This window comes from Streptomyces viridiviolaceus (assembly GCF_014650995.1).
Classification (GTDB): domain Bacteria; phylum Actinomycetota; class Actinomycetes; order Streptomycetales; family Streptomycetaceae; genus Streptomyces; species Streptomyces viridiviolaceus.
This window is the reverse complement of sequence record NZ_BMWA01000006.1, coordinates 247,866-271,833: the sequence shown is the minus strand read 5'-3', so window position 1 is coordinate 271,833 and position 23,968 is coordinate 247,866. Positions and strand designations below refer to the sequence as shown.

Sequence of the window (23,968 nt, the reverse complement as noted above, 5' to 3'; positions counted from 1 at the left end):
CCGGCGGGAATCAGGCGATCGTGGGCCGCCGGGCCAGCGACAGGGTGCGCCGGGCCGTCGCCACCACCGCCGCGTCGATGAAACGGCCGTCCGGCAGCGCCTGGGCGCCCGGCTGTGCCGTGGCCGCCTTGAGAATCGTCTCCGCCTCCTCCAGCTCCCGCTCGGTGGGCAGATAGGCCCGCTCGATGATCGGCAGCTGACGGGGGTGGATGGCGGCCCGGCCGAGGAAGCCCAGGGCGCGGCCGTGGGCGCAGGACGCGGCCAGGCCCTCCAGGTCCCGGGTGTCCGGATGCACCGACTGCGCGGGCGGCGCCAGGCCCGCCGCCCGCGCTGCCACCACCACGCGGGAGCGGGACCAGTCCAGCCCGGCGTCGCCCCGCACCCCCAGGTCGGCGCGGAGATCCGCCTCGCCGAGGAAGACGCCGCGCAGGGACGGATGCGCCGAGGCGATCCCGTACGCCCGCTCCACGCCCAGGGCCGTTTCCAGCAGCGCGTACAGCGGCGGGCCGCCGGTGGCCTCGGCGACGCCGGTGATCTGCTCCGGGGACGTCACCTTGGGCAGGCGCAGCCCGGACAGGCCCGGCAGCGCGGCCACCGCCGCGAGGTCGGCCGGTCCGAGCGGGCCGTCCAGGGCGTTGACGCGGACGTGGACCGGGACCGGCTGCGGACCGGTGAGCAGCTCGGCGGTGGCCCCCCGGGCGTACTCCTTGCGGTCCGGGGCGACCGCGTCCTCCAGGTCGATCACGACGACGTCGGCACCGGCGGCCAGCGCCTTGGCGACCACCTTCGGACGGTCCCCGGGAGCGTACAACCAGGTCAGCGGGGGAGCGGTCATACGACGCCCTCCTCGCGCAGTTCCTTCACGTCGGCCGGGGTCAGACCCAGCTCGGTGAGGACCTCCTCGGTGTCCGCGCCGTGCGGGCGGCCGGCCCAGCGGATCGCGCCCGGGGTGGCGGACAGCCGGAAGAGGACGTTCTGCATGCGCAGCGGCCCCAGCTCGGGGTCGTCGACGGTGGTGATCGTGTCCAGGGCCCGGTACTGCGGGTCGGTCATCACGTCCCGCACGTCCTGCACCGGGGCCACCGCGGCCTGGGCCTCCTCGAAGGCGGCCAGGACCTCCGCCCGGGTGTGCCGGGCGATCCAGCTGCCGACCGCCTCGTCGAGGACGTCCGCGTGGCGGGCCCGGTCGGCGCCCGTGGCGAACCAGGGCTCCTCGATCAGCTCCGGCCGGCCCACCAGGCGCATCACGCGCTCGGCGACCGACTGGGCCGACGTCGACACCGCGACCCAGGTGCCGTCGGCGGTGCGGTAGGTGTTGCGCGGGGCGTTGTTCTGCGAGCGGTTGCCGGTGCGCGGCTGGACGTGGCCCAGCTGGTCGAACCAGAGCGGCTGCGGACCGAGCACCATCAGCATCGGCTCGATGATCGCCATGTCGACGACCTGCCCCTCGCCGGTGCGTTCCCGGGCGGCGAGCGCCGTCATCACCGCGTACGCCGTCGCCAGCCCCGCGATGGAGTCGGCGAGGCCGAACGGCGGCAGCGTCGGGGGCGCGTCCGGTTCGCCGGTCATCGCGGCGAAGCCGCTCATCGCCTCGGCGAGGGTGCCGAAACCGGGCCGGTGCGCGTACGGGCCGAACTGGCCGAAGCCGGTGACCCGGGCCAGCACCAGGCGCGGATTGACGGCGGACAGCTCGTCCCAGCCCAGGTCCCACCGTTCCAGGGTTCCCGGGCGGAAGTTCTCGACGATCACGTCCGCGGTCGCGGCGAGCCGGAGCAGCGCGGTCCGGCCGCCCGGCTTGGACAGGTCCAGGGTGATCGCGCGCTTGTTGCGGCCCAGCAGTTTCCACCACAGGCCCACGCCGTCCTTCGACGGACCGTGGCCGCGGGAGGGGTCGGGCCGGGTGGGGTGCTCGACCTTGATGACCTCGGCACCGAAGTCGCCGAGCATGGTGGCCGCGATGGGACCGGCGAAGAGGGTGGCGAGGTCCAGTACGCGCAGACCGGTCAGGGGCGCGGAGCGCGCGGGACGCGCGGTGGGCGCGGTCACGAGGCGTACCCGGCCTCGATCTCGGGGCGGTACGGCATCGACGCCGACGCCCCGGCCCGCTGCACGGACAACGCCGCCGCCGTGGCCGCCCACGACAGCGCCTCGCGCACCGGGCGGGCCTCGCCGAGGGCCACCGCCAGCGCGCCGACGAAGGTGTCACCGGCGCCGGTGGAGTCCACGGCGGTCACCCGGGGCGCCGGGACGGTCAGCGGTTCGGCGCCCCGGGCGGCGTACAGGCTGCCCGCCGCGCCCAGGGTGACGACGACCTCGGGCACCCGCTCCAGCAGGGCGGCCGCCGCCTCGCGCGGGTCGGTGAGGCCGGTCAGTGCGGCGGCCTCGTGCTCGTTGGGCACCAGCAGGTCGGTGGCGGCGAGGAGCTCGGGGGGCAGCGGCTGGGCAGGGGCCGGGGTGAGGATCGTCCGGACCCCGTGGGCCCGGGCGGTCCGGGCACCGGCGAGGACCGCGGAGAGGGGGGTCTCCAACTGCAGGAGCAGGGAGTCGGCGGAGGCGATGCAGCCCTCGTCGCGGGGGAGGACACGGTCGACGGTGGCGTTGGCGCCGGGGACCACGACGATGGAGTTGCCGCCCTCGGCGTCCACGACGATGTGCGCGGTGCCGGACGGGCCCTCGGTGGTGCGCAGGTGGTCGGTGTTCACCCCGGAGTGCTCCAGGGTGGCGCGCAGCCGGCTGCCGAAGGCGTCGTTGCCGACCGCGCCGATCATCGACACCGTGGCTCCCGCGCGGGCGGCGGCGATCGCCTGGTTGGCGCCCTTGCCGCCGGGGACCGTACGGAACTCCCGTCCCGTCACGGTCTCTCCGCGCTGCGGGGCCTTCTCCACGTAGGCGACGAGGTCCATGTTCGTGCTGCCGAGCACGACGATGTCGGTCATGGGCGGGTGGCCTCCCGGTGGGTGAGGTGGGCGAGGGCGTCGAAGCCCGTGCCGTCGAAGTCCGCGACGGAGGTGGACAGGCGGTTCTTGAGCGGTGCCGTCCAGCGGTGGGGCAGGGCGGCGGGATCGCCGGCGAGGAGGCCGGCGATGCCGCCCGCGGTGGCGCCGCACGAGTCGGTGTCCCAGGCGCCGCTGACGGCACGGCAGACGGAGCCGGTGAAGTCGCCGTCCGCGTGGGTGAGGGCCGCGGCGATCAGCGCGGTGTTGGGAACGGCGTGCACCCAGTGGTGGGTGGGGGAGTACCTGGCGTGGAGTTCGTCGACGACCGCGTCGAAGTCGGTGTGCGTCCCGGCGAGTCGGACGGCGTGGCGGACGGCCCGGGCGAGGCGGGAGTCGGGTGGGACGACGGTGAGGCCGGTGCGGAGGCAGCCGTGGACGTCGGCGGTGCCGCTGTCGTCGGCGGCGGCCGAGATGACCGCGGCCGCGAACATCGCGGCGTACACGCCGTTGGCGGTGTGGGTGAGGACCGCGTCGCGGTGCGCCTGTTCGGCCGCGGCGGCCGGGTCGCCGGGGTTGGTCCAGCCGTGCACGTCGGCGCGGATCAGGGCGCCGATCCACTCCCGGAAGGGGTTGCGGTGGCGGGCCGTGTGCGGGGGCTCCAGACCGGTGAGGAGGTTGCGGTAGGCGAGGCGTTCGGCGGTGAAGGTGCGGCCGGCGGGCAGTTCGTCCAGCCAGAGGCGGGCCACGTCGGACGTGGTGAAGTCCTTGCCGTGGCGTTGGAGGAGCAGAAGGTCGAGGAGGGGGTAGTTGAGATCGTCGTCCTCGGGCATGCCGTCGATGTTCTCGGCGAGGGAGTTCGCTGCGGAACGGCGGTTCCAGGGGTGCCGTGCGAGCAGGTCCGCGGGGACGCCGTGGGCGGTGAAGTAGGTGCCGAGGGGCCAGTTGCCGGTGGCCCGGGCCAGCTCGCGGACGGCGTGGAGGGGGAGCTTCTCGACGGGCTTTCCGAGCAGGCAGCCGACGGCCCGGCCCAGCCAGGCGGCTTCCAGGCGGGCGGGGGTCGTGGCCGGGGGGCGGGTGTCGTTCGCCCGCGCGGCACGACGGTCCGCGGGCTGCGGCGGTGCGGGCCAGTTGGGGCACAGGGCCTTGATGCGGTCGAGGTCCGTCGGCTCGGTCCGCGCCGACTCGTCGGGCAGGTCGGCGAGTTCGTCCAGGAGTTCCTCCGCCAGCAGGCGCAGGTAGGGGGAGGACGGTTCCGGGGAGGCGCCCGCACGGGTGGGGGCCTCGCAGCCGCCCGCCGCGCGCCAGCGGGCCGCGATCGCCGACGGGTCGCGGCCGTCCTGGGCCGCCTGGCGCAGTTCGTGGCCGATCAGGTCCTCCGGCTGGACCCAGGTCAGTCGGAGCATCTCGCGCCCCCGATCCCGGCGAACGCCTCCTCGTGCGCGCGCCGCCGTCGTACGTCGCGGTCGAAGATCTCACGGGTCACCTCGGTGAGCGTCGTCGCCGGTTGCCACAGGTCCAGGCGGCTCGCCTCCGCGACGGTCTTCGCCCAGTCCTCCGGGACCGGTGCGCCGAGGGCCCCGGCCAGCGCGCCCGCCATCGTGGCGATGGAGTCGCAGTCGCGGCCGTAGTTCACCGCGCCGAGGACCGCGTGCCGGTAGTCGCCGCCGGAGACCAGCAACATGCCGAGGGCGACGGGGAGTTCCTCGATGGCGTGCAGACGGGACGGGCGGCGGGCGGCCAGGGAGGGGGAGCGGTAGTCGGGGCCCACCGTGTCGTAGGGGGCCACCGCGTCCCGCAGCGGGCGCAGCGCGGACTCGAAGTCCGTGTGGCGGCCCGCCACTTCGCAGACCTGTTCGATCGCGGCCCGGGTGCCGTCCTTCGCCAGGGACAGGCAGGCCGCCACGACCGAGTCCGGGGTCGCCTCCGGTGCGCACGCCGCCGCCACCGCGGCCGCGAAGACACCGGCCGCCTCCCGGCCGTACGACGACTGGTGGGCGCCCGCGACGTCCAGCGCCTCGGCGTACGCGCCCTCCGGGTTGGCGGCGTTGACCAGGCCGACCGGGGCCATGTACATCGCGGCACCGCAGTTGACGATGTTGCCGACGCCGGCCTCGCGCGGGTCGACGTGGCCGTAGTGCAGACGGGCCACCAGCCACTTCTCCGCCAGGAAGATCCGCTGGAGCGGGAGCGCCTCGGCCTCCAGTTCCGGGATCCAGCGCGGGGCCGTCATCAGGTCCGGGACCAGGTGCTCGGCGATCGCGTAGGCGTCGAGGTGGTCGCGGACGGCCGCGTACACCCGTACCAGCGCGTGGGCCATCAGGGTGTCGTCGGTGACGTGGCCGTCGCCCTTGTGATAGGGGGCGATGGGGCGGGCGGTGCGCCAGGCGTCGCCGTTCCAGGGGCCGACGACGCCGTGGATCCGGCCGCCGTGGCGCTGAAGGATCTGCTCGGGGGAGTAGCCCTCGACGGGGCCGCCGAGCGCGTCGCCGACGGCCGCGCCGACGAGGGCGCCGGTGATCCGCTCGTCCAGGGCGGCCGTCCGGTTTTCTCCTGTTCTGGGTGTCATGTCACGCATCATCCTCCTGGCCGGGGCGGTTGCGTGGCTTGCAGGAGTCCGGCGAGTTCCACCAGGTCCGTTCCGGTGAGCCGGGGCAGTACGCAGCCGGAGAGCGTGCGGCAGGCGTCCCGCCAGGACGCGGGGACCGACGCACCGCCGCCGATGGCGCCGGTGAGGGCGCCCGCCAGCGCCGGCGCGGAGTCCGCGACCCGGGACAGGCAGGCCGCCGCCGGCACCGCCTCGGCGATCCGTCCCCGGGCGGCGGTGGCGAGCGCGAGGGCGACCGGGACCGTCTCGGCGGCGGCGACGCCGTAGCTGTAGACGTGGTCGACGATCTGGTGCTCGAGGGGCGGGACGAGAGCGAACGTGCTCTCGGTCCGTGCCGCCAGCGCCAGTGCCTGCCGGGCGTTGCGGCCGATCTCCGTCTCCTCGGGCAGCTCGGCGAGCGCGGCCGTCACGCAGGCGTCCACGTCCGCGCCGTCGAGGGCGCCGGCCAGCGCCGCCGCCATGGCCCGGGCGCCGTGCACGCCGTCGCCGTCCTGGGTGTAGCGGGCGTCGAACTCGGCGAGGTCGGCGGCGGCGCGCGGGTCGCCCGGGTGGGCGACGGCGAGGACGCAGGCCCGTACGCAGGCCGCGTCGTCGAAGTAGTGCGGGTTGTCGTGACCGGTGGCGGGCGGGCGCAGGCCGGTGGCGAGGTTGCCGAGCCCGGCCCGGACGGAGATGCGGGCGCGCAGGGGCAGCACGGCCGATTCGACCTCGGGGGCGCGGTCCGCGGCGGCGGCCACCTCGCTGGCGACGGCGTTCCAGGTGAGGTCGATGGCGGCGCGGGTCCGGCGTTCCCGGCTCAGGTCCCCGAGCGCGCTGTCGTCCCCGGCCCGCAGCAGGGCCTCCGCCGCGAACACCGCCCACTCGGCGTCGTCCGACGGGCCGAGGCGCAGCGGCTCCGGGGGCTGGTTGAGGGCGATGGGGACGGGGAGGGTGGTGGTCGCGTTCTGCTCGGCGAAGGTGTCCAGTTCGCGGGTGAGGCGGCGGGTCCACTCGGGCATCCGGGCGGCCCGGTGCCGGGCGGCGGGCCAGCCGGCCGCGTCGCCCGCGGCCAGACCGAGCAGGAGCCCTTCGACGCGGTGGGACGGCGCCGCCCCGTGCGGCGGTGCGGCGGACTCGGGGCCGGGCCGGTGACCGCTCCCGGTGGTCGCGGCCCGCTCCGGCGCTCCGGGCGGGGCGACGTACGCCGTGGTCGCCGGTTCCTCGCCCGTCGGACGGCCCCTGGTCACGACCGCACCTCCGCCGCCGCCTCGTCGTCCGACGTCGGCACGAGCACGGCCGGCGCAGGCGAGGGCCACGTGCCGGGGGGTACGGGAGGGCGAGGCCGTACGGGGTCGCCGTGGCGTGGTGCGTCGCCGTGCGGCGAGGCGCGGTCGCCCGGTGACGAGCCGGCGTCCGGAGCGGGGCTGCCGCCGTGCGGGTGGCCGGCGTCCCGGACGGGGCCGTCCGGCCGGGTGGGCCCGTTGGCCCGCAGGAGGTCGTCACCCCGTACGCGAGCGCCCTGTCGCGCGGAGCCGTCGTCCCGTGGGGACCCGGGTCTCTCCTCGCGCAACGGGGCGTCGTCCGGTGCCGGGCGGCCGTCGTGCCGCCCGCGTCCGCGGCCGCGCCCCGGCCCGGCGCCGATGACGGGAGCCAGGTCCGCGCCCCCCTGTGCCGGGCGTGGTCCGCCGGGCGTCAGCAGGTCCGCCACCTCCAGGACGTGGTGTCCGGCCATGGCCGGCAGGCAGCTTCCGCGGGCGGGGCCGATCGCCGCCGCCCACTCCGGCGGGATGGCACCGGCACCCCGCGTCGCCCCGGCCAGGGCGCCCGCCACCGCCGCCGTGGTGTCGGCGTCGCGGCCCATGTTCACGGCCGTCAGCACGGCTTCGGCGAAGTCGCCGTCGGCCGCCGCGTACGCGCCGAAGGCGAGAGCGACGGCCTCCGGCGCCAGGTCGGTCCAGGGGTACCCGCCGATGACCACCGCGGAGCGTACGGCGCGTTCGCCGCGGTGGGCCGCCGTCATCGCCCGGCGCAGACAGCGGGCCGTCCAGGAGTCGTCCGGGACGACGGCCAGGGCGGAGGCCACCACCGCCACGGCCGGCGCCCCCGCCATCGCCGCCGCGACACCCGCCGCCACCGCCTGGCCGCCGTAGATGCCCTCGCCGTCGTGGCTGACCGAGCCGTCGATCGCCACCAGCCGGGCCGCCTCGGCGGGGCGGCCCGCCGCGAAGACCCCGTAGGGCGCGGCCCGCATGGCCAGACCGTCGCTCCAGGCGTGGCGGTGCTGAGCGGAGATGGGCGCGGCCAGCCCCCGGCGCAGATTCTCCAGCGTGCCGCGCTCGCTGAAGCCCGCGCCCCGGAACGGGCCCTCGTCCCGGTCGGCGATCCACTCGTGCCAGGCCGCCTCCACATGGGCCGGGGTGAGTGCCGAGCCGTGCCGGGCCAGCAGCAGGCCGGAGAAGATCGCGTACTCGGTGTCGTCGGTGCCGGACGGATGCTCGGCCACGTAGCCGGTGATGCGGCCCCAGCGGGCGCGGATCTGGGAGGGCTTCATGTTCTCGGCCGGTGCCCCGAGCGCGTCGCCGACGGCCAGGCCGAGCAGCGCGCCGCGCGCCCGGTCGCGGAGTCCGGCGGCGTCCCCGGGGGCGGGGACCGGGGGGATGCAGGCGGTCGATGCCATGCGGCCTCTCCTTTCGGGGGCGCCCCGGGAGGCGCGGAGCCCTTTGCGGAACTGTCCCCGGTGCGGTGCGCGCCGCAGCCTCACCGGCCTCAGCGTCACCCGGTCGACATCTGTGCGTCTACGTTCACGGATGAGCGGAGAACGGCAAAAGCCCAGGTAAGCCCAGCCTTTCCTTGCTGGCGCGACGGAAATGACCGACGTACATTTGGTGTTGTCGAAAAGTAGAACTCGTCCAAAAAACTTCCTGGGGGACCTTTCATGGCCATCATCGAAACCGAGGCGGTGCTGCACGAGGCGCACCGCGACAACCACACGCACCGGGACGTGAACGGCGGCTGGCTGCGCCCCGCCGTCTTCGGCGCGATGGACGGTCTGGTCTCCAACCTCGCCCTGATGACCGGTGTCGCCGGCGGGTCGGCGAGTCAGCAGACCATCGTGCTGAGCGGCCTCGCGGGCCTGGCCGCCGGCGCCTTCTCCATGGCGGCCGGCGAGTACACCTCGGTCGCCTCGCAGCGCGAGCTGGTCGAGGCCGAGCTGGACGTGGAGCGCCGGGAACTGAAGAAGCACCCGAAGGACGAGGAGGCCGAGCTGGCCGCCCTCTACGAGGCGCGGGGCGTCGAGCCCGGCCTCGCGCGCGAGGTCGCCCGGCAGCTGTCCCGCGACCCCGAGCAGGCCCTGGAGATACACGCCCGCGAGGAACTGGGCATCGACCCGGGCGACCTGCCGTCGCCGACGGTCGCGGCCGTGTCGTCGTTCGGCTCCTTCGCGCTGGGTGCCCTGCTGCCCGTCCTGCCGTTCCTGCTCGGCGCCGGTGCGCTGTGGCCCGCGGTCCTGCTGGCGCTGGCCGGCCTGTTCCTGTGCGGCGCGGTGGTGGCCAAGGTGACGGCGCGCACCTGGTGGTACAGCGGATTGCGGCAGCTCGCGCTGGGTGGAGCGGCGGCCGGTGTGACGTACGCCCTGGGCAGTCTGTTCGGAACGGCCGTAGGATAGCGAGACTGGAACTTATGCGTCGGACCGCATAAGTAGCCGTTACTCGCTGGTTTCGGCAGTATGACCACCGGGCATGAGCCGTAAGCGCTGTGGGCAATGAGGCCCGCCGCGCATCCGTGGAGTGAGCGACGGAGCTCCCTCCCGCCCCCCTTCGGACCGACGGACACGATCTGTCCACCTCGGTCCCCATAGCTTCCGCCGCCGGGCGCGGTATCCCCGCCGCGACCCCCTGGTGTCCGCATGTTGGAACGGGTTATCCCGGTTCCCGAGAACCGCTCCATCATGTAACCTGCACGAAATTTTGCACTCACGCAGAGGGCCAACGTCGTCCCTCGGCACTTGCCACATGCCACATGACGACGACGGGAGAGCCGATGCGTACGCCGCGCCAGCCGTCCCAGCACTCCGCGAATGGCCAGAACTGGTCCTTCATGGATGCTCGCCCTGCTGCGCAGGGTATGTACGACCCCCGCAACGAGCACGACGCCTGCGGCGTCGGTTTCGTCGCCACCCTCACCGGCGAGGCATCGCACACCCTGGTCGACCAGGCGCTCACCGTGCTGCGCAACCTCGAGCACCGCGGCGCCACCGGCTCCGAGCCCGACTCGGGCGACGGCGCCGGCATCCTCTCCCAGGTGCCCGACGCCTTCTTCCGTGAGGTGGCCGGATTCGAACTGCCCGAGGCCGGCGCCTACGCCGTCGGCATCGCGTTCCTCCCGGAGGACGGCACCGAGGACGCCGTCTCGCGGATCGAGACGATCGCGGCCGAAGAGGGCCTGACCGTCCTCGGCTGGCGCGACGTCCCGGTCGCCCCCGAGCTGCTGGGCGCGACCGCCCGCTCGACGATGCCGGCCTTCCGCCAGATCTTCGTCACGGACGGGGCGTCGCGGGGCATCGCCCTGGACCGCAAGTCCTTCGTGCTGCGCAAGCGCGCCGAGCGCGAGGTCGGCGTCTACTTCCCGTCGCTGTCCGCGCGGACCATCGTCTACAAGGGCATGCTGACCACCGGCCAGCTGGAGCCCTTCTTCCCGGACCTGTCCGACCGCCGCTTCGCCTCCGCGATCGCGCTCGTGCACTCCCGGTTCTCCACGAACACCTTCCCGTCGTGGCCGCTGGCCCACCCGTACCGCTTCGTCGCGCACAACGGCGAGATCAACACGGTCAAGGGCAACCGCAACTGGATGCGCGCCCGCGAGTCCCAGCTGGTCTCCGACCTGTTCGGCTCCTCCGAGAAGGACATCGAGCGCATCTTCCCGGTGTGCACGCCCGACGCCTCGGACTCGGCCTCGTTCGACGAGGTCCTCGAGCTCCTGCACCTGGGCGGGCGTTCGCTGCCGCACTCCGTGCTGATGATGATCCCGGAGGCGTGGGAGAACCACGACTCCATGGAGCCGGCCCGGCGCGCCTTCTACCAGTTCCACTCCACGATGATGGAGCCCTGGGACGGCCCGGCCTGCGTCACCTTCACCGACGGCACCCAGGTCGGCGCCGTGCTCGACCGCAACGGCCTGCGCCCCGGCCGCTACTGGGTCACCGACGACGGCCTCGTCGTCCTCGGCTCCGAGGTCGGCGTCCTCGACATCGACCCGGCCAAGGTCGTCCGCAAGGGTCGCCTGCAGCCCGGCCGCATGTTCCTCGTGGACACCGCCGAGCACCGCATCATCGAGGACGACGAGATCAAGGCGCAGCTCGCCGCCGAGCACCCCTACGCCGAGTGGCTGGAGGCCGGTGAGATCGAGCTGGGCGACCTGCCCGAGCGCGAGCACATCGTCCACACCCACGCCTCGGTCACCCGCCGCCAGCAGACCTTCGGCTACACCGAGGAGGAGCTGCGCGTCATCCTCGCGCCGATGGCCAAGTCCGGCGCCGAGCCGATCGGCTCGATGGGCACCGACTCGCCGATCGCCGCGCTCTCCGAGCGCCCGCGGCTGCTCTTCGACTACTTCACCCAGCTGTTCGCGCAGGTCACCAACCCGCCGCTGGACGCGATCCGCGAGGAACTGGTCACCTCCCTGCGCTCCTCGCTGGGCCCCCAGGGGAACCTGCTGGACCCGACGGCCGCGTCCTGCCGCAGCGTCGTCCTGCCCTTCCCGGTCATCGACAACGACGAGCTGGCCAAGCTCATCCACATCAACGCCGACGGCGACATGCCCGGCTTCAAGGCCGCGACCCTGTCCGGCCTGTACCGGGTGCACGGCGGCGGCGACGCGCTGGCCGCCCGCATCGAGGAGATCTGCGCCGAGGCCGACGCGGCCATCGAGAACGGCGCCCGGCTGATCGTCCTGTCCGACCGCCACTCGGACGCCGAGCACGCGCCGATCCCGTCGCTGCTGCTCACCGCGGCCGTCCACCACCACCTCATCCGCACCAAGCAGCGCACCCAGGTGGGCCTGCTGGTCGAGGCCGGCGACGTCCGCGAGGTCCACCACGTGGCCCTGCTGATCGGCTACGGCGCCGCCGCGGTCAACCCGTACCTGGCCATGGAGTCCGTCGAGGACCTGGTCCGCGCGGGCACGTTCCTGCCGGGCATCGAGTCCGAGAAGGCCATCCGGAACCTGATCTACGCCCTCGGCAAGGGCGTCCTGAAGGTCATGTCCAAGATGGGCATCTCCACCGTCGCCTCCTACCGCGGCGCCCAGGTCTTCGAGGCCGTCGGCCTGGACGAGGCGTTCGTGGAGAAGTACTTCAACGGCACCGCCACCAAGATCGGCGGCGTCGGCATCGACGTCGTCGCCAAGGAGGTCGCCGCCCGCCACGCCAAGGCGTACCCGGCGAGCGGCATCGCGCCCGCCCACCGCGCCCTGGAGATCGGTGGCGAGTACCAGTGGCGCCGCGAGGGCGAGCCGCACCTGTTCGACCCGGAGACGGTCTTCCGCCTCCAGCACTCCACGCGCTCCGGCAAGTACGACATCTTCAAGAAGTACACCGAGCGCGTGAACGAGCAGTCCGAGCGCCTGATGACGCTGCGCGGCCTGTTCGGCTTCAAGTCGGACCGGCAGCCGATCTCCATCGACGAGGTCGAGCCCGTCTCCGAGATCGTCAAGCGCTTCTCCACCGGCGCCATGTCGTACGGCTCCATCTCCCAGGAGGCGCACGAGACCCTCGCCATCGCCATGAACCAGCTGGGCGGCAAGTCCAACACCGGTGAGGGCGGCGAGGACCCGGAGCGCCTGTACGACCCGGCGCGCCGTTCGTCCATCAAGCAGGTCGCCTCCGGCCGCTTCGGTGTCACGTCGGAGTACCTGGTCAACGCGGACGACATCCAGATCAAGATGGCCCAGGGCGCCAAGCCCGGCGAGGGCGGCCAGCTGCCCGGCCACAAGGTGTACCCGTGGGTGGCCAAGACCCGGCACTCGACGCCGGGCGTGGGGCTCATCTCCCCGCCGCCGCACCACGACATCTACTCCATCGAGGACCTGGCCCAGCTGATCCACGACCTGAAGAACGCGAATCCGCAGGCGCGGATCCACGTCAAGCTGGTCTCCGAGGTCGGCGTCGGCACGGTCGCGGCGGGTGTGTCCAAGGCCCACGCGGACGTCGTCCTCATCTCCGGCCACGACGGCGGTACGGGCGCCTCCCCGCTCACGTCGCTGAAGCACGCCGGCGGCCCCTGGGAGCTGGGCCTCGCCGAGACCCAGCAGACCCTGCTGCTCAACGGCCTGCGCGACCGGATCGTCGTCCAGACCGACGGCCAGCTCAAGACCGGCCGCGACGTCGTCATCGCCGCGCTGCTCGGCGCCGAGGAGTTCGGTTTCGCGACCGCGCCGCTCGTCGTCTCCGGCTGCGTCATGATGCGCGTCTGCCACCTGGACACCTGCCCGGTCGGCATCGCCACCCAGAACCCGACCCTGCGGGACCGGTTCTCCGGCAAGGCCGAGTACGTCGTGAACTTCTTCCAGTTCATCGCCGAGGAGGTCCGCGAGATCCTCGCCGAGCTGGGCTTCCGCTCCATCGAGGAGGCCGTCGGCCACGCGGAGGCCCTGGACGTCACCCGCGCCGTCGACCACTGGAAGGCGCAGGGACTGGACCTGGAGCCGCTGTTCCACGTGCCCGAGCTGGCCGAGGGCGCGGTGCGCCACCAGGTCGTCGGCCAGGACCACGGCCTGGAGAAGGCGCTCGACAACGAGCTGATCAAGCTCGCGGCGGACGCGCTCGGCGCTTCGAACGCGACCGACGCGGTGCCGGTGCGGGCCCAGGTCGCGATCCGCAACATCAACCGCACGGTCGGCACCATGCTCGGCCACGAGGTGACGAAGAAGTTCGGTGGCGCCGGCCTGCCCGACGACACCATCGACATCACCTTCACCGGCTCCGCCGGCCAGTCCTTCGGCGCCTTCGTCCCGCGCGGCATCACGCTGCGCCTGGAGGGCGACGCCAACGACTACGTCGGCAAGGGCCTGTCCGGCGGCCGGATCGTCGTCCGCCCGGACCGGGGCGCCGACCACCTCGCCGAGTACTCCACGATCGCCGGCAACACCATCGGCTACGGCGCCACCGGCGGCGAGATGTTCCTGCGCGGCAAGGTCGGCGAGCGCTTCTGCGTCCGCAACTCCGGCGCGCTGGTCGTCTCCGAGGGCGTGGGCGACCACGGCTGCGAGTACATGACCGGCGGTCACGCGGTCGTCCTCGGCGAGACCGGACGCAACTTCGCGGCCGGCATGTCCGGCGGCGTCGCGTACGTCATCGACCTCGACCGCGACAACGTCAACGCCGGCAACCTCGGCTCGGTCGAGGCGCTGGACGACGCCGACAAGGACTGGCTGCACGACGTGGTGCGCCGCCACGCCGAGGAGACCGGATCCACGGTCGCCGAGAAGCTGCTCGCCGAGTGGTCCGTCTCCGTGGAGCGCTTCAGCAAGATCATCCCCAGCACGTACAAGGCAGTGCTCGCCGCCAAGGACGCCGCCGAGCGAGCCGGTCTCTCCGAGTCCGAGATCACCGAGAAGATGATGGAGGCGGCGATCAATGGCTGACCCGAAGGGCTTTCTGAACCACGGCCGCGAGGTCGCCAAGTCGCGTCCGGTCGAGGAACGCGTCAAGGACTGGAACGAGGTCTACGTCCCCGGCTCCCTGCTGCCGATCATCAGCAAGCAGGCCAGCCGCTGCATGGACTGCGGCATCCCGTTCTGCCACAACGGCTGTCCGCTCGGGAACCTGATCCCCGAGTGGAACGACTACGCCTACCGCGAGGACTGGTCGGCCGCGTCCGAGCGCCTGCACGCCACCAACAACTTCCCGGAGTTCACCGGCCGCCTGTGCCCGGCTCCGTGCGAGTCGGCGTGCGTGCTCGGCATCAACCAGCCGCCGGTCACCATCAAGAACGTCGAGGTCTCGATCATCGACAAGGCGTGGGAGACCGGGGACGTCGCCCCGCAGATCCCGGAGCGCCTGTCCGGCAAGACGGTCGCGGTCATCGGCTCGGGCCCGGCGGGCCTGGCCGCCGCCCAGCAGCTCACGCGCGCCGGTCACACGGTCGCCGTCTACGAGCGCGCGGACCGCATCGGAGGACTCCTCCGGTACGGCATCCCCGAGTTCAAGATGGAGAAGCGGCACATCAACCGCCGTATCGAGCAGATGCGCGCGGAGGGCACCCGGTTCCGCACCGGCGTCGAGATCGGCCGCGACCTGAAGGCGACGGACCTGAAGAAGCGGTACGACGCCGTCGTCATCGCCGCCGGTGCCACCACCGCCCGCGACCTGCCGGTCCCCGGCCGGGAGCTCAAGGGCATCCACCAGGCGATGGAGTACCTGCCGCTGGCCAACAAGGTCCAGGAGGGCGACTACGTCTCCCCGCCGATCTCGGCCGAGGGCAAGCACGTCGTCGTCATCGGCGGCGGCGACACCGGCGCCGACTGCGTGGGCACCGCCCACCGCCAGGGCGCGGCCTCCGTCACCCAGCTGGAGATCATGCCCCGGCCGGGCGAGGAGCGGAACCCGGTCTCGCAGCCGTGGCCGACCTTCCCGATGCTCTACAAGGTCACCTCGGCGCACGAGGAGGGCGGCGAGCGGGTCTACTCCGTCTCCACCACCCACTTCGAGGGCGACGAGGAGGGCAACGTCCAGTGGCTGCACATGAGCGAGGTGGAGTTCGTCGACGGCAAGCTGACGCCGAAGCCGGGCACCGAGCGCAAGATCCCGGCCCAGCTGGTCACCCTCGCGATGGGCTTCACCGGCACCGACCGGGACAACGGCCTGGTCGAGCAGTTCGGCCTGGAGCTCGACGAGCGGGGTAACATCGCCCGTGACGCGGACTTCCAGACCAACGTGCCGGGTGTGTTCGTCGCCGGTGACGCCGGCCGCGGCCAGTCGCTCATCGTCTGGGCGATCGCGGAGGGCCGCTCGGCCGCCCGCGGCGCGGACCGCTACCTGACCGGCACCAGCGACCTGCCGGCCCCGATCCGCCCGACGGACCGCGCGCTGACGGTCTGACGCACCGCCACACAGAGCGTCCCGTACAACGGCGTACGGAACACTGACGGCGCCCGCCCCCTGTCCCCGACCGGACGACGGGGCGGGCGCCGCCGCATGCTCAGGGCACCCGGTACGTGTCCCCGTACATCTCCCACACCAGCGGCGTGTCCAGATCCATGTTCCCGGCCTGGAGGAACCGGCGCTGCGCGGTGTCGACCCGCGAGGTGTCGATGCCGGGGCGCTTGGCCTTCATGGCTTCGTGGCGGACGTCGAGGAAGGCGTCCAGGTAGGCCTTCTCGGACCCGCCCTCAGCCGGCGTTTCGGCCTGCTTCATGGCGCGTTCGCGCAGGCCGTAGAAGCCGTCGGCGTCGGTGTCCGGGCCGTGGAAGACCATCGCGTCGTAGTAGACGAACTGGCCCAGCGTGCCGAGGCCGTCCAGCTTGGCGAGGCGGACCGCCGGTTCGAAGTAGACCCGGTCGCGCTCCTCCTCCTGGGCCTCGCGGAACGCCGGCACCTCCGCCTCCGCCTGCCAGGCGGCCGTGAAGCCGGGGTCCAGGCCCTCGTGGGAGTCGGAGCCGTCGACCTTGCGCAGGGCGGGCAGATACTCGGCCAGACCGTTGCCGGGGTGGGCCTCGGTGTAGCGCTCGACCAGGGTGAGCAGGTCGTGGGTGCCGGTGCAGAAGCCGATGATGCCCGCCGTGTAGCCGCAGCCGTCGCCGAGGTCGTCGATGGTGCCGTAGGCGGTGCGCCACCGGGTGGTCGAGTTCTCGGCGCTCGACACCAGTTGCTGCGCCAGCTCCTTCTTCGCGGGGGAGGCGAGCCCCGGCGGCAGGTCGGCGATGAGCGCGTCGTCCGCCTCACGCTCCTGCTCGGCCCGGTCCTTGGCGTCCTCGCGGGACGACTGGGCGGTGGCCGCGGGCGGCGTCACCGGGGTGTCGGCCGAGTCCGTCGGCATGACGAAGTACACGCCCGTGGCGATCACGGGAACGGCCGCCAGGAGCAGCACACCGGCACGTTTCATTGGGGGATACCTCCACCCGTCAGTTCCGACACCTTGATCGCCGCCGTCACCGCCAGCAGCACCAGCAGCCCCGCGCACGCCCCCGCCTGCACCGCCGTCCGGCGCACGTCCCGGGGGGCGTAGGCGAAGGCGAGGGTCACCACACCGCCCGCCAGCAGGCCGCCGAGGTGGCCCTGCCAGGAGGTGAGCCCGGCGGAGACCAGCAGCCACACCAGCAGGAGGGCCATGAACCGGTTGACGGGGGCCATGTCGGCGCCCAGGCGGCGGGCGAGGACGTAGTAGGCGGCCCCCAGGCCGAAGATCGCGCCGGACGCGCCGACCGAGGGCTGCCCGGCGTCGGCCAGCAGCAGTTCGAGCACCGAACCGCCGAGCGCCGACAGCAGATAGAGGACGGCATGGCGGACCCGGCCCAGCATCGGCTCCACGACCCGGCCGAGCTGCCACAGCGTGACCATGTTCATCACGATGTGCAGGATCCCGAAGGTGCCCTCCGCGGGGCCCAGATGCAGGAAGGCGCTCGTGATCAGCCGGTCCCACTCACCGGCCACGACACCGTCGGCGTGGAAGCCCGCCGGGTACACGTCCTGGTAGACGTAGAAGCCGCCGTCCGGACCGACCAGCCTGGCCGTGACCATCGAGAACCGGTCCACGATCTCCGGGCGCACCAACTGCGCCACGTAGGCGAGGACGTTGAGCCCGATCAGGACGTACGTCACCACGGGCGTCGCCGAGACCCGGCCGCCGACGATCGTCCGGGCCTGCCGGACGGACCGCGTCCCCTCCTTCACGCACTCCGGGCAGTGGTGGCCCACGGCCGCCTCGCGCATGCAGTCGGGGCAGATGTACCGGTCGCAGCGGGTGCAGCGGACGTGGCACTCCACCCGTGGATGGCGGTAGCAGGTGGTGACGGTGGACTCGGAATCCACGGCCGGCTCCTCGGGGACGGGACGGACGGTGAGCCGGTGGGGACGGCGGCGAACAAAATAGCGAACAGCTGTGGAGGAGCTTAGAGGCGGGGTTCGCCGTGGCGTACGCTCGGCAGCCAGGTGCCGCACGTCCGGCACGACGAGGCCGCACGTCCGGCACACCGAGGGGGAGTCCGCATGGCCGCGATCAGTCTCACCAAGGTGCAGGAGACCGCGCCCGCGCTGGTCAGCCTGTACAAGAGCGCGGGGGTGTCGCTGACGAAGCACGGCCTGGACGGGCTGCGGGCCGCGGTGTACCTCGTCGTCGACTACTCCGGCTCCATGAAGCCGTACTACAAGGACGGCAGCGTGCAGGCGCTCGCCGACCGGGTGCTCGGCCTGTCCGCGCACCTCGACGACGACGGCACCGTGCCGGTGGTGTTCTTCTCCACGGACGTCGACGCCGTCACCGAGATCGGGCTCGCCGACCACCGGGGACGGATCGAGCGGATCGTGGCGGGCCTCGGGCACATGGGCAGGACCAGTTACCACCTGGCCATGGACGCGGTCATCGACCACTACCTCGCCAGCGGCGCGCGCCACCCCGCCCTGGTCGTCTTCCAGACCGACGGCGGCCCGATCAGCCGGCTCGCCGCGGAGCGGTACCTGTGCAAGGCGGCACGGCTGCCGCTGTTCTGGCAGTTCGTCGGCTTCGGCGACCCTGGCAGCAGGCAGTTCGAGTACCTGCGGGGGCTCGACGAACTGGCCGTGCCGGCCAAGCGGATCGTCGACAACGCCGGTTTCTTCCACGCGGGCCGGGACCCGCAGAAGGTGACCGACGCCGAGCTGTACGACCGTCTGGTGGGCGAGTTCCCCAAGTGGCTGGTGGCCGCACGCGCCCAGGGCATCGTGCGGCCGTCCTGACAGCCGGCGGCCGGTGCGCCGGCCGAACCAGGGGCTCAGCGATTCACTGGTTCAGGGAGAAGCCCAGCACCACGCCCGCGGACACCTCCACCATCCCCGGTGCCAGGTCGCCGGCGGCGGCGCCGCCCCCGCCGCCGTGGCCGCGGTAGTTGCTGAAGGACTCGGCGTCCACGTCCTGGATGTGCAGCACCGGGCCCAGCCGCACGCCCGCCGCCTCCGTGTACACCTCGGCCTTGCGGCGGGCGGCGGCCACGGCCCTGCGCCGGGCCTCGTCCCGCATCGCCGGCTTGTCGTGCACGTCGAACTCGACACCGTCGATGCGGTGCGCGCCCGCGTCGACCGCGTCCACGATCAGCCGCTGGAGGTCGTCCAGCGCGTCCGTGTGGATCGAGTACGCGGCCTGGCAGCCGTAGCCGAGGAACTTCCGGTCGCTGCCGTAACCGCTGTACTCCGAACTGAGCCTGAGCCGGGAGCCGGAGACCGCGGCGTCCGGTATGCCGTGCCCGCGCAGCACCTCCCGCAGCCGCGTCACGGCCGTGCCCGCCTCCTGGAAGGCCTTGTCCGGCGAGGACTCCAGCACGTCCACCGCCAACTTCACCCGCGCCAGCTGCGGTTCGAGCCGCACGCTGCCCGCCCCGAAGACGCTGAGCCCCCAGGGCTGGTCGATCGTCTGTGTCATGCGGGCATTGAAGCAGCTACGCCTGCGACAGGCGTACGGCCGCCCGCTGCTGACGCTCCGTCATCACGGTCAGGAAGCGGATCACGGTCTCCAGCTCCTGCGTGCTGAACTCCTCGCAGGCATCGGCGACGTCCCGGGCCCAGTCCTCGAAGAACACGGCGAACTCGGCGATCTTGTCCTGGTCGAGCTCGACGAGGACCCGGCGCTTGTCCGTGGGGTGCTTGACCCGGCGGACGAAGCCCTTGGCCTCCAGCCGGTCGACGAGGCCGGTGACGGAGGCGGGGGCCAGGCCGGTCAGCCCGGCGAGGTCCTTCGCGGTGAGCGGGCCCCGGCGCTCCAGGTAGTCGAGGGTCTTCTCCTCGGTGGCGTTCAGCCCCTGCTTGGCGGCGACCGCCGAGTGGAACATGACCGTGACCGCGCTGTTCGCCCGGCCGGCGGCCATGAGCCGCCGCAGCGCCTCGGCCCTCCTGTCGTCCGTCTCCCGGTCCTCGCCGTCCATGGCACCAGACTAGCAAACCTTTCGTTCGGTCGAACTAAGGACTTGCGGACGGCGGTCGGGTGATGCGAGTCTTTCGTTAGGTCGAACGAAATGAATTCACGAGTCCGCCGGAGGGCCGACCATGCCCACAACCCTGGCCTCGCCGACATCCGCCGACGCCGAGCCGTACCCCCGTCGCTGGGCCGCCGCCGGCGTGATGACGACCGCCGCCCTGATGGACCTGGTGGACGTGACGATCGTGAACGTCGCGATCCCGTCCGTCGGCCGCGACCTGCACGCCTCCGAGAGCGCCCTGCAGTGGCTGGTCTCCGCCTACCTGCTGGGCTTCGCCGCCACGCTGATCGTCTCCGGCCACCTCGGGGACCGCTTCGGACGCCGGGGCCTGTTCCTCGCCGGAACCGCCGGGTTCGGGCTGGCGAGTCTCGCCTGCGGAATCGCCCAGTCGCCGGGGCAGCTGATCGCCGCGCGGGCCGTGCAGGGCGTGACCGCGGCGGTGCTCATGCCGCAGGTGCTGGGTTCGTTCCGCACCCTGTTCCGGGGCAAGGAGCGCGGGGCCGCCTTCGGGATGTACGGCGCGGTCGCCGGGTTCGCCTCGGCCGTCGGGCTGCTGCTGGGCGGACTGCTGACGGACGCCGACCTGTTCGGCTGGGGCTGGCGGACGGTGTTCCTCGTCAACGTGCCGATCGCCGCACTGACCCTGGTGGCCGCGGTGCTCCTGGTACCGGCGACGAAGGAGCGGTCGGCCGGGCGCCCCGACGCGCTGGGCAGCCCGGTGCTGGCGGCCGGCCTCGTCGCCGTCGTGCTGCCGCTCGTGCAGGGCCAGGACAACGGCTGGCCGCTGTGGGGCTGGCTGTGCCTCGCCGCCGGCGCCTCGGCGGTCGCCGCGCTCGGCGTGTTCGAGGCACGGCGGCACGGCCCCGCGACGGTACCGCTGCTGCCGGCGCGGGCGTTCCGGCTGCCCGCGTTCTCCGTCGGCGTCCTGGTCCAGCTCCTGTTCTCCGTCGGCATGCAGGGCTTCTTCCTGGTCTTCGCCATCTGGCTGCAGGCCGGCCAGGGCTACACACCGATGCAGGCCGGTCTGGTCACCGTGGCCTTCTCGGCGGGCGGCTTCCTGACCGCCCCCGCCGCCGACGCCCTCGCGGTGCGCCACGGGCGACTGGTGCTCGGCGCCGGCGCGCTGATGCTGGCGGCCGGCTTCGGCTGGGTGTGGTCGGCCGTCGCCGACTCCGCCGACGCACACACCGGGGCGTGGCCGCTGGTGCCGGGACTGGTGGTCGCCGGAGCCGGACTGGGCCTCCTGGTGGTGCCCCTGGTCAACGTGGTGCTGTCGGCGGTGCCGGGCGAGCTGGCCGGCGGGGCGTCCGGGATCTTCTCGACGGCGCAGCAGTTCGGCGGCGCGCTGGGCGCGGCCGTGGTGGGCACCGTCTTCTTCCGGCACGCGGGCGACGGACCCACCGAGGCGCTGGGAGCGGCGATGCCGTGGGTCGTCGGCGGCTTCGTCACCTGCGCGGCCCTGTGCGCGGCGCTGCCCCGCCGGGCGGTGGCGGCACACGAGGGCTGAGACGGCGCCGCGGCATGGCCGGCGCCCTGGGGGCAGGCCGGCCCGCTCGGCAATCGCCGGTGCCGGTCAGGACATCCAGCCCGTCCGGCGCTTGAGGACGAGGCCGTTCAGGCCGAAAGCGGGGCCCGGGGCGACAGCCCCCGGCGTCGCCCGCACCCGGCCGGGTGCACGAACACGGCCGGGACACCCTAGGTGTCACACTCCAGCACCGTCCGGCACAGCCCGCACCGAGCCCGCACCCGCCCCCGTACCGGCACCCTGATCCGCTGGTGACAGGTCGGGCAGGGGAAGGACACCCGCAGCGGCCCGCGCACGTCGGGCGTGAACGAGTACGCCACGTCCTCCGGGGCGCCGGGCACGTGCCGGTCCTGGGCGTGACGGCGGTCCCGGGCGTAACGGCGGCGCCCCGCCCAGCCGGCCGCCGTGAGCGGCGGCTGCTGCTCGTCCCGGCGCGCCCGGGCCCTGCCCCTGACGTACGCCTCGTAGGCCTGCGGACTGGTGAACCACACCGAGGGGTCCTCGCCGAAGACCAGCGCCCGCTTGGCCAGCACGTAGCCGAACTCCTCCGGCGTCAGATACCCCAGCTTCTGCGACGACGCCGAATCCTCCCGGTAGGCGTCCAGCAGCAGCCACCCCGCCCCCAGGTACGTCGTCGCGGTGTCCGTGAGGATCTCGTTGTCCCGCGTACCGGGGAAGGACAAACCCAGCCGGTGCAGGTACACGTGCATCACCTCGTGCGCGAGGGCAGCGCCGATGTCCCGTCGATGGGTGCGGAAACGGTCGTTCAGCTCGACGAAATACTCCGGCCCGGCGGCCAGTTCGACATTCGCGGCGTGCGTCATCTCGCGGAACGACACGATCATGCGGGCATCGGGGAGACGGTAGTGACGCACCAGCTCGCGGGCCACCCGCTGAGCTCCCAGATACAGGTCGTCGGTGTCGCAGAACGCCACGTCGGCCGGGGCCACACTGCCCGAGAACGTCTGGATCGTGTCGTACGACAACCGTTTGTACAGCGCGGTGACGGCAGCCCGCACCGTCTCCAGATGCGGGAAGCCGTGCTCGACCGGTCCGCCGTTCGCCACGCCTGAACCCCCAAGACGCCTGAACCCGTCTTCCACTGTACGGGGACCGCCCGAGCACGGCCCGCGCCACCGGACGCAAACCGTTCACCGCCGCACCCCCCTGCGGCAGAATCCGGACCGTGACCGGCGAACAGCAGTCGGTCGTCACCGCCGCCCTGCGGGTGAGCGGCCAGGACGACGTCCTGGAACAGCGGCTCGACGACGAACCGACCGTCTTCAACACCGCGGCCACCGCGGGCGCCCGCCCCGAACCCCTCACCGTCCGCGTCACCGACGACGCGGGCGAACTGGTCGGCGGCCTCACCGCCTGGACCTGGAGCGGCCTGTGCTCCGTGGACCTGCTCCGGGTGCGCGAGGACCAGCGGCACACGGGCCGGGGAGCCGGCTGATGCGCGCCGCGGAGGAGGAGGCCGTCCGGCGCGGCTGCACCGACATGACCGTCTCCACGTACACCTTCCAGGCGCCCCGCTTGCACCAGGGACTCGGCTTCCGGGAGCGGGGCCGTGTCGAGGGCGTGCCGGGCGGCCACCATGACGTGTACTTCCACAAGAGCATCGGGGCGAGCGCGCCCTCCGAGGTCTGAGACGGTGTGGGGCGGTCGGGGGCCCGCACCGTAGGCTGAGCCCCCATGACCACCAGCAACACGGGTACCGGTGCCGTCGACCCCGCCGTCCGCGAGGAGCTGAGCCGGCTGCGCGACAGCATCGACAACATCGACGCCGCCGTCGTCCACATGCTCGCCGAGCGCTTCAAGTGCACCCAGCAGGTCGGCCACCTCAAGGCCCGGCACCAGCTGCCGCCCGCCGACCCGGCCCGCGAGGCGAAACAGATCGCCCGGCTGCGCGCACTCGCCGAGAGCGCCAAGCTGGACCCCGCGTTCGCCGAGAAGTTCCTGAACTTCATCATCGGCGAGGTCATCCGCCACCACGAGCGCATCGCGGAGGACACCGGCAACGGCTCCACGCCCGACAGGGTCCGGCAGACCGCCCCGGGGGAGTGACACGGGGGCGTCCACGGGGCATGCTGCGACGTGCACCCCTGTCGGCCGGCGGGCACCGTCCGCCGGCTCTCTGGACATGAGCTGCGCCGTCCACGAGGGGAGGGACGTCGGGTCATGCCCCCGGATGCCGGGATCCTCATCGTCGACGACCACGAAGACACCCTGTACGCCCTGGAGAGCGCCCTCGCCCCGCTCGGCTACCGGGTCGGCCGGGCCACCAGCGGCGACCAGGCCCTCAAACAGGTGCTCCGCGGCAACGTCGGCCTGCTCCTGCTGGACCTGCGCATGCCCGGCGCCGGCGGACTGGACGTCGTGCGCTACATGCGCCGCCTGGAACAGACCCAGCGCATACCGGTGATCCTCCTCACCGGCTACGGCCCGGACCTCGCACTCAGCTCCACCGCCTTCGCGCTCGGCGTCGCCGACCTCGTCACCAAACCCGTCGACCCCTGGGCGCTGCGCACCAAGGTCCGCTACCTGTACGACGCCCACCAGCACCGCCTCGCCCTGGAAAGAGAGGTGCGCGAACTGCGCGCCCAGCTCCGGGAACACACCGAGGCCGCCGAGCACCACCCGCGCCCCGCGCTGCCGCACCCCGACGCGCCGCCCCGGGACCGCGAACCCCTCCGGCCGGCCCGGGGGGCGCGCGCCGAGGAGTGCGACGACCTCGAAAAAGGCCGGACATAACCCGCGTAC

20 protein-coding genes and 1 pseudogene are annotated in these 23,968 nt (G+C 73.1%); 9 read left to right on the top strand and 12 right to left on the bottom strand.

Annotation, left to right across the window (positions count from 1 at the left end; translation table 11 throughout):
- Positions 1 to 10: 10 nt before the first annotated feature.
- The 7 genes and pseudogenes from IE260_RS10680 to IE260_RS41570 all read right to left on the bottom strand — a co-directional run.
- Positions 11 to 835, bottom strand: coding sequence for an HpcH/HpaI aldolase/citrate lyase family protein (locus IE260_RS10680; RefSeq protein ID WP_189870302.1), 825 nt, complete (start codon positions 833 to 835; stop codon positions 11 to 13).
- The gene (locus IE260_RS10675) at positions 832 to 2,046 is read right to left on the bottom strand and encodes a CaiB/BaiF CoA transferase family protein (RefSeq protein ID WP_189870300.1); all 1,215 of its coding nucleotides are present in this window, start codon (positions 2,044 to 2,046) and stop codon (positions 832 to 834) included. The genes IE260_RS10680 and IE260_RS10675 overlap by 4 nt, the downstream gene beginning before the upstream one ends.
- Positions 2,043 to 2,936 carry a ribokinase gene (gene rbsK, locus IE260_RS10670; protein ID WP_189870298.1) on the bottom strand — a complete coding sequence of 298 codons (894 nt, stop codon included), beginning with the start codon at positions 2,934 to 2,936 and terminating at the stop codon, positions 2,043 to 2,045. The genes IE260_RS10675 and rbsK overlap by 4 nt, the downstream gene beginning before the upstream one ends.
- Positions 2,933 to 4,339 carry an ADP-ribosylglycohydrolase family protein gene (locus IE260_RS10665; RefSeq protein WP_189870296.1) on the bottom strand — a complete coding sequence of 469 codons (1,407 nt, stop codon included), beginning with the start codon at positions 4,337 to 4,339 and terminating at the stop codon, positions 2,933 to 2,935. Before IE260_RS10665 ends, rbsK begins: the two co-directional genes overlap by 4 nt.
- The gene (locus tag IE260_RS10660) at positions 4,327 to 5,502 is read right to left on the bottom strand and encodes an ADP-ribosylglycohydrolase family protein (RefSeq protein ID WP_189870294.1); all 1,176 of its coding nucleotides are present in this window, start codon (positions 5,500 to 5,502) and stop codon (positions 4,327 to 4,329) included. Before IE260_RS10660 ends, IE260_RS10665 begins: the two co-directional genes overlap by 13 nt.
- Positions 5,503 to 5,510: 8 nt before the next feature.
- A complete protein-coding gene (locus IE260_RS41575) occupies positions 5,511 to 6,767 on the bottom strand; it encodes an ADP-ribosylglycohydrolase family protein (RefSeq protein ID WP_229880621.1) in 1,257 nt (418 codons plus the stop codon).
- A 437-nt stretch (positions 6,768 to 7,204) separates the two neighbouring features.
- Positions 7,205 to 8,197, bottom strand: a pseudogene (locus IE260_RS41570) (ADP-ribosylglycohydrolase family protein); the annotation flags it as partial.
- 258 nt (positions 8,198 to 8,455) lie between these two features.
- Between IE260_RS41570 and IE260_RS10650 the strand changes: the two are divergent.
- From IE260_RS10650 to IE260_RS10640, 3 genes are all read left to right on the top strand, one after another.
- Positions 8,456 to 9,187: a VIT1/CCC1 transporter family protein gene (locus IE260_RS10650; RefSeq protein ID WP_189870292.1), complete on the top strand. Its 732-nt coding sequence runs from the start codon at positions 8,456 to 8,458 to the stop codon at positions 9,185 to 9,187.
- Between the two features lie 431 nt (positions 9,188 to 9,618).
- Positions 9,619 to 14,160 (top strand): glutamate synthase large subunit, encoded by a 4,542-nt coding sequence (gene gltB / locus IE260_RS10645; protein ID WP_465270557.1) that lies wholly within the window; start codon positions 9,619 to 9,621, stop codon positions 14,158 to 14,160.
- Positions 14,153 to 15,616 carry a glutamate synthase subunit beta gene (locus tag IE260_RS10640; protein WP_189870290.1) on the top strand — a complete coding sequence of 488 codons (1,464 nt, stop codon included), beginning with the start codon at positions 14,153 to 14,155 and terminating at the stop codon, positions 15,614 to 15,616. Before gltB ends, IE260_RS10640 begins: the two co-directional genes overlap by 8 nt.
- Before the next feature lie 100 nt (positions 15,617 to 15,716).
- Here IE260_RS10640 and IE260_RS10635 read toward each other — a convergent pair whose 3' ends face one another.
- Complete coding sequence (locus tag IE260_RS10635; RefSeq protein WP_229880619.1) at positions 15,717 to 16,619, bottom strand: chitosanase; 903 nt, start codon at positions 16,617 to 16,619, stop codon at positions 15,717 to 15,719.
- Entirely contained in the window at positions 16,616 to 17,545 is a 930-nt protein-coding gene (locus tag IE260_RS10630) for a rhomboid family intramembrane serine protease (RefSeq protein WP_189870288.1), read from the bottom strand. Before IE260_RS10630 ends, IE260_RS10635 begins: the two co-directional genes overlap by 4 nt.
- 177 nt (positions 17,546 to 17,722) lie before the next feature.
- Here IE260_RS10630 and IE260_RS10625 point away from each other — a divergent pair, with 177 nt between their 5' ends.
- Positions 17,723 to 18,448, top strand: a complete 726-nt coding sequence (locus IE260_RS10625) for a vWA domain-containing protein (protein WP_189870286.1) — start codon at positions 17,723 to 17,725, stop codon at positions 18,446 to 18,448.
- A 43-nt stretch (positions 18,449 to 18,491) separates the two neighbouring features.
- On the opposite strand, the gene IE260_RS10620 is transcribed toward IE260_RS10625, so the two are convergent.
- Entirely contained in the window at positions 18,492 to 19,127 is a 636-nt protein-coding gene (locus tag IE260_RS10620; RefSeq protein WP_189870284.1) for an SIMPL domain-containing protein, read from the bottom strand.
- A 16-nt stretch (positions 19,128 to 19,143) separates the two neighbouring features.
- The gene (locus IE260_RS10615; protein ID WP_189870282.1) at positions 19,144 to 19,626 is read right to left on the bottom strand and encodes a MarR family winged helix-turn-helix transcriptional regulator; all 483 of its coding nucleotides are present in this window, start codon (positions 19,624 to 19,626) and stop codon (positions 19,144 to 19,146) included.
- 121 nt (positions 19,627 to 19,747) lie between these two features.
- Here IE260_RS10615 and IE260_RS10610 point away from each other — a divergent pair, with 121 nt between their 5' ends.
- Positions 19,748 to 21,187, top strand: a complete 1,440-nt coding sequence (locus IE260_RS10610; protein WP_189870280.1) for an MFS transporter — start codon at positions 19,748 to 19,750, stop codon at positions 21,185 to 21,187.
- 188 nt (positions 21,188 to 21,375) lie between these two features.
- Here IE260_RS10610 and IE260_RS10605 read toward each other — a convergent pair whose 3' ends face one another.
- A complete protein-coding gene (locus tag IE260_RS10605; RefSeq protein ID WP_189870279.1) occupies positions 21,376 to 22,272 on the bottom strand; it encodes a hypothetical protein in 897 nt (298 codons plus the stop codon).
- Between the two features lie 119 nt (positions 22,273 to 22,391).
- On the opposite strand from IE260_RS10605, the gene IE260_RS41565 reads away from it, so the two are divergent.
- From IE260_RS41565 to IE260_RS10590, 4 genes are all read left to right on the top strand, one after another.
- Positions 22,392 to 22,661: a hypothetical protein gene (locus IE260_RS41565; RefSeq protein WP_229880617.1), complete on the top strand. Its 270-nt coding sequence runs from the start codon at positions 22,392 to 22,394 to the stop codon at positions 22,659 to 22,661.
- Complete coding sequence (locus tag IE260_RS41560) at positions 22,661 to 22,855, top strand: GNAT family N-acetyltransferase (RefSeq protein WP_229880615.1); 195 nt, start codon at positions 22,661 to 22,663, stop codon at positions 22,853 to 22,855. The genes IE260_RS41565 and IE260_RS41560 overlap by 1 nt, the downstream gene beginning before the upstream one ends.
- A 45-nt stretch (positions 22,856 to 22,900) precedes the next feature.
- Positions 22,901 to 23,272: a chorismate mutase gene (locus IE260_RS10595; protein WP_189870277.1), complete on the top strand. Its 372-nt coding sequence runs from the start codon at positions 22,901 to 22,903 to the stop codon at positions 23,270 to 23,272.
- Between the two features lie 114 nt (positions 23,273 to 23,386).
- Positions 23,387 to 23,959 carry a response regulator gene (locus IE260_RS10590; protein WP_189870275.1) on the top strand — a complete coding sequence of 191 codons (573 nt, stop codon included), beginning with the start codon at positions 23,387 to 23,389 and terminating at the stop codon, positions 23,957 to 23,959.
- The last annotated feature ends 9 nt before the right edge of the window (positions 23,960 to 23,968 follow it).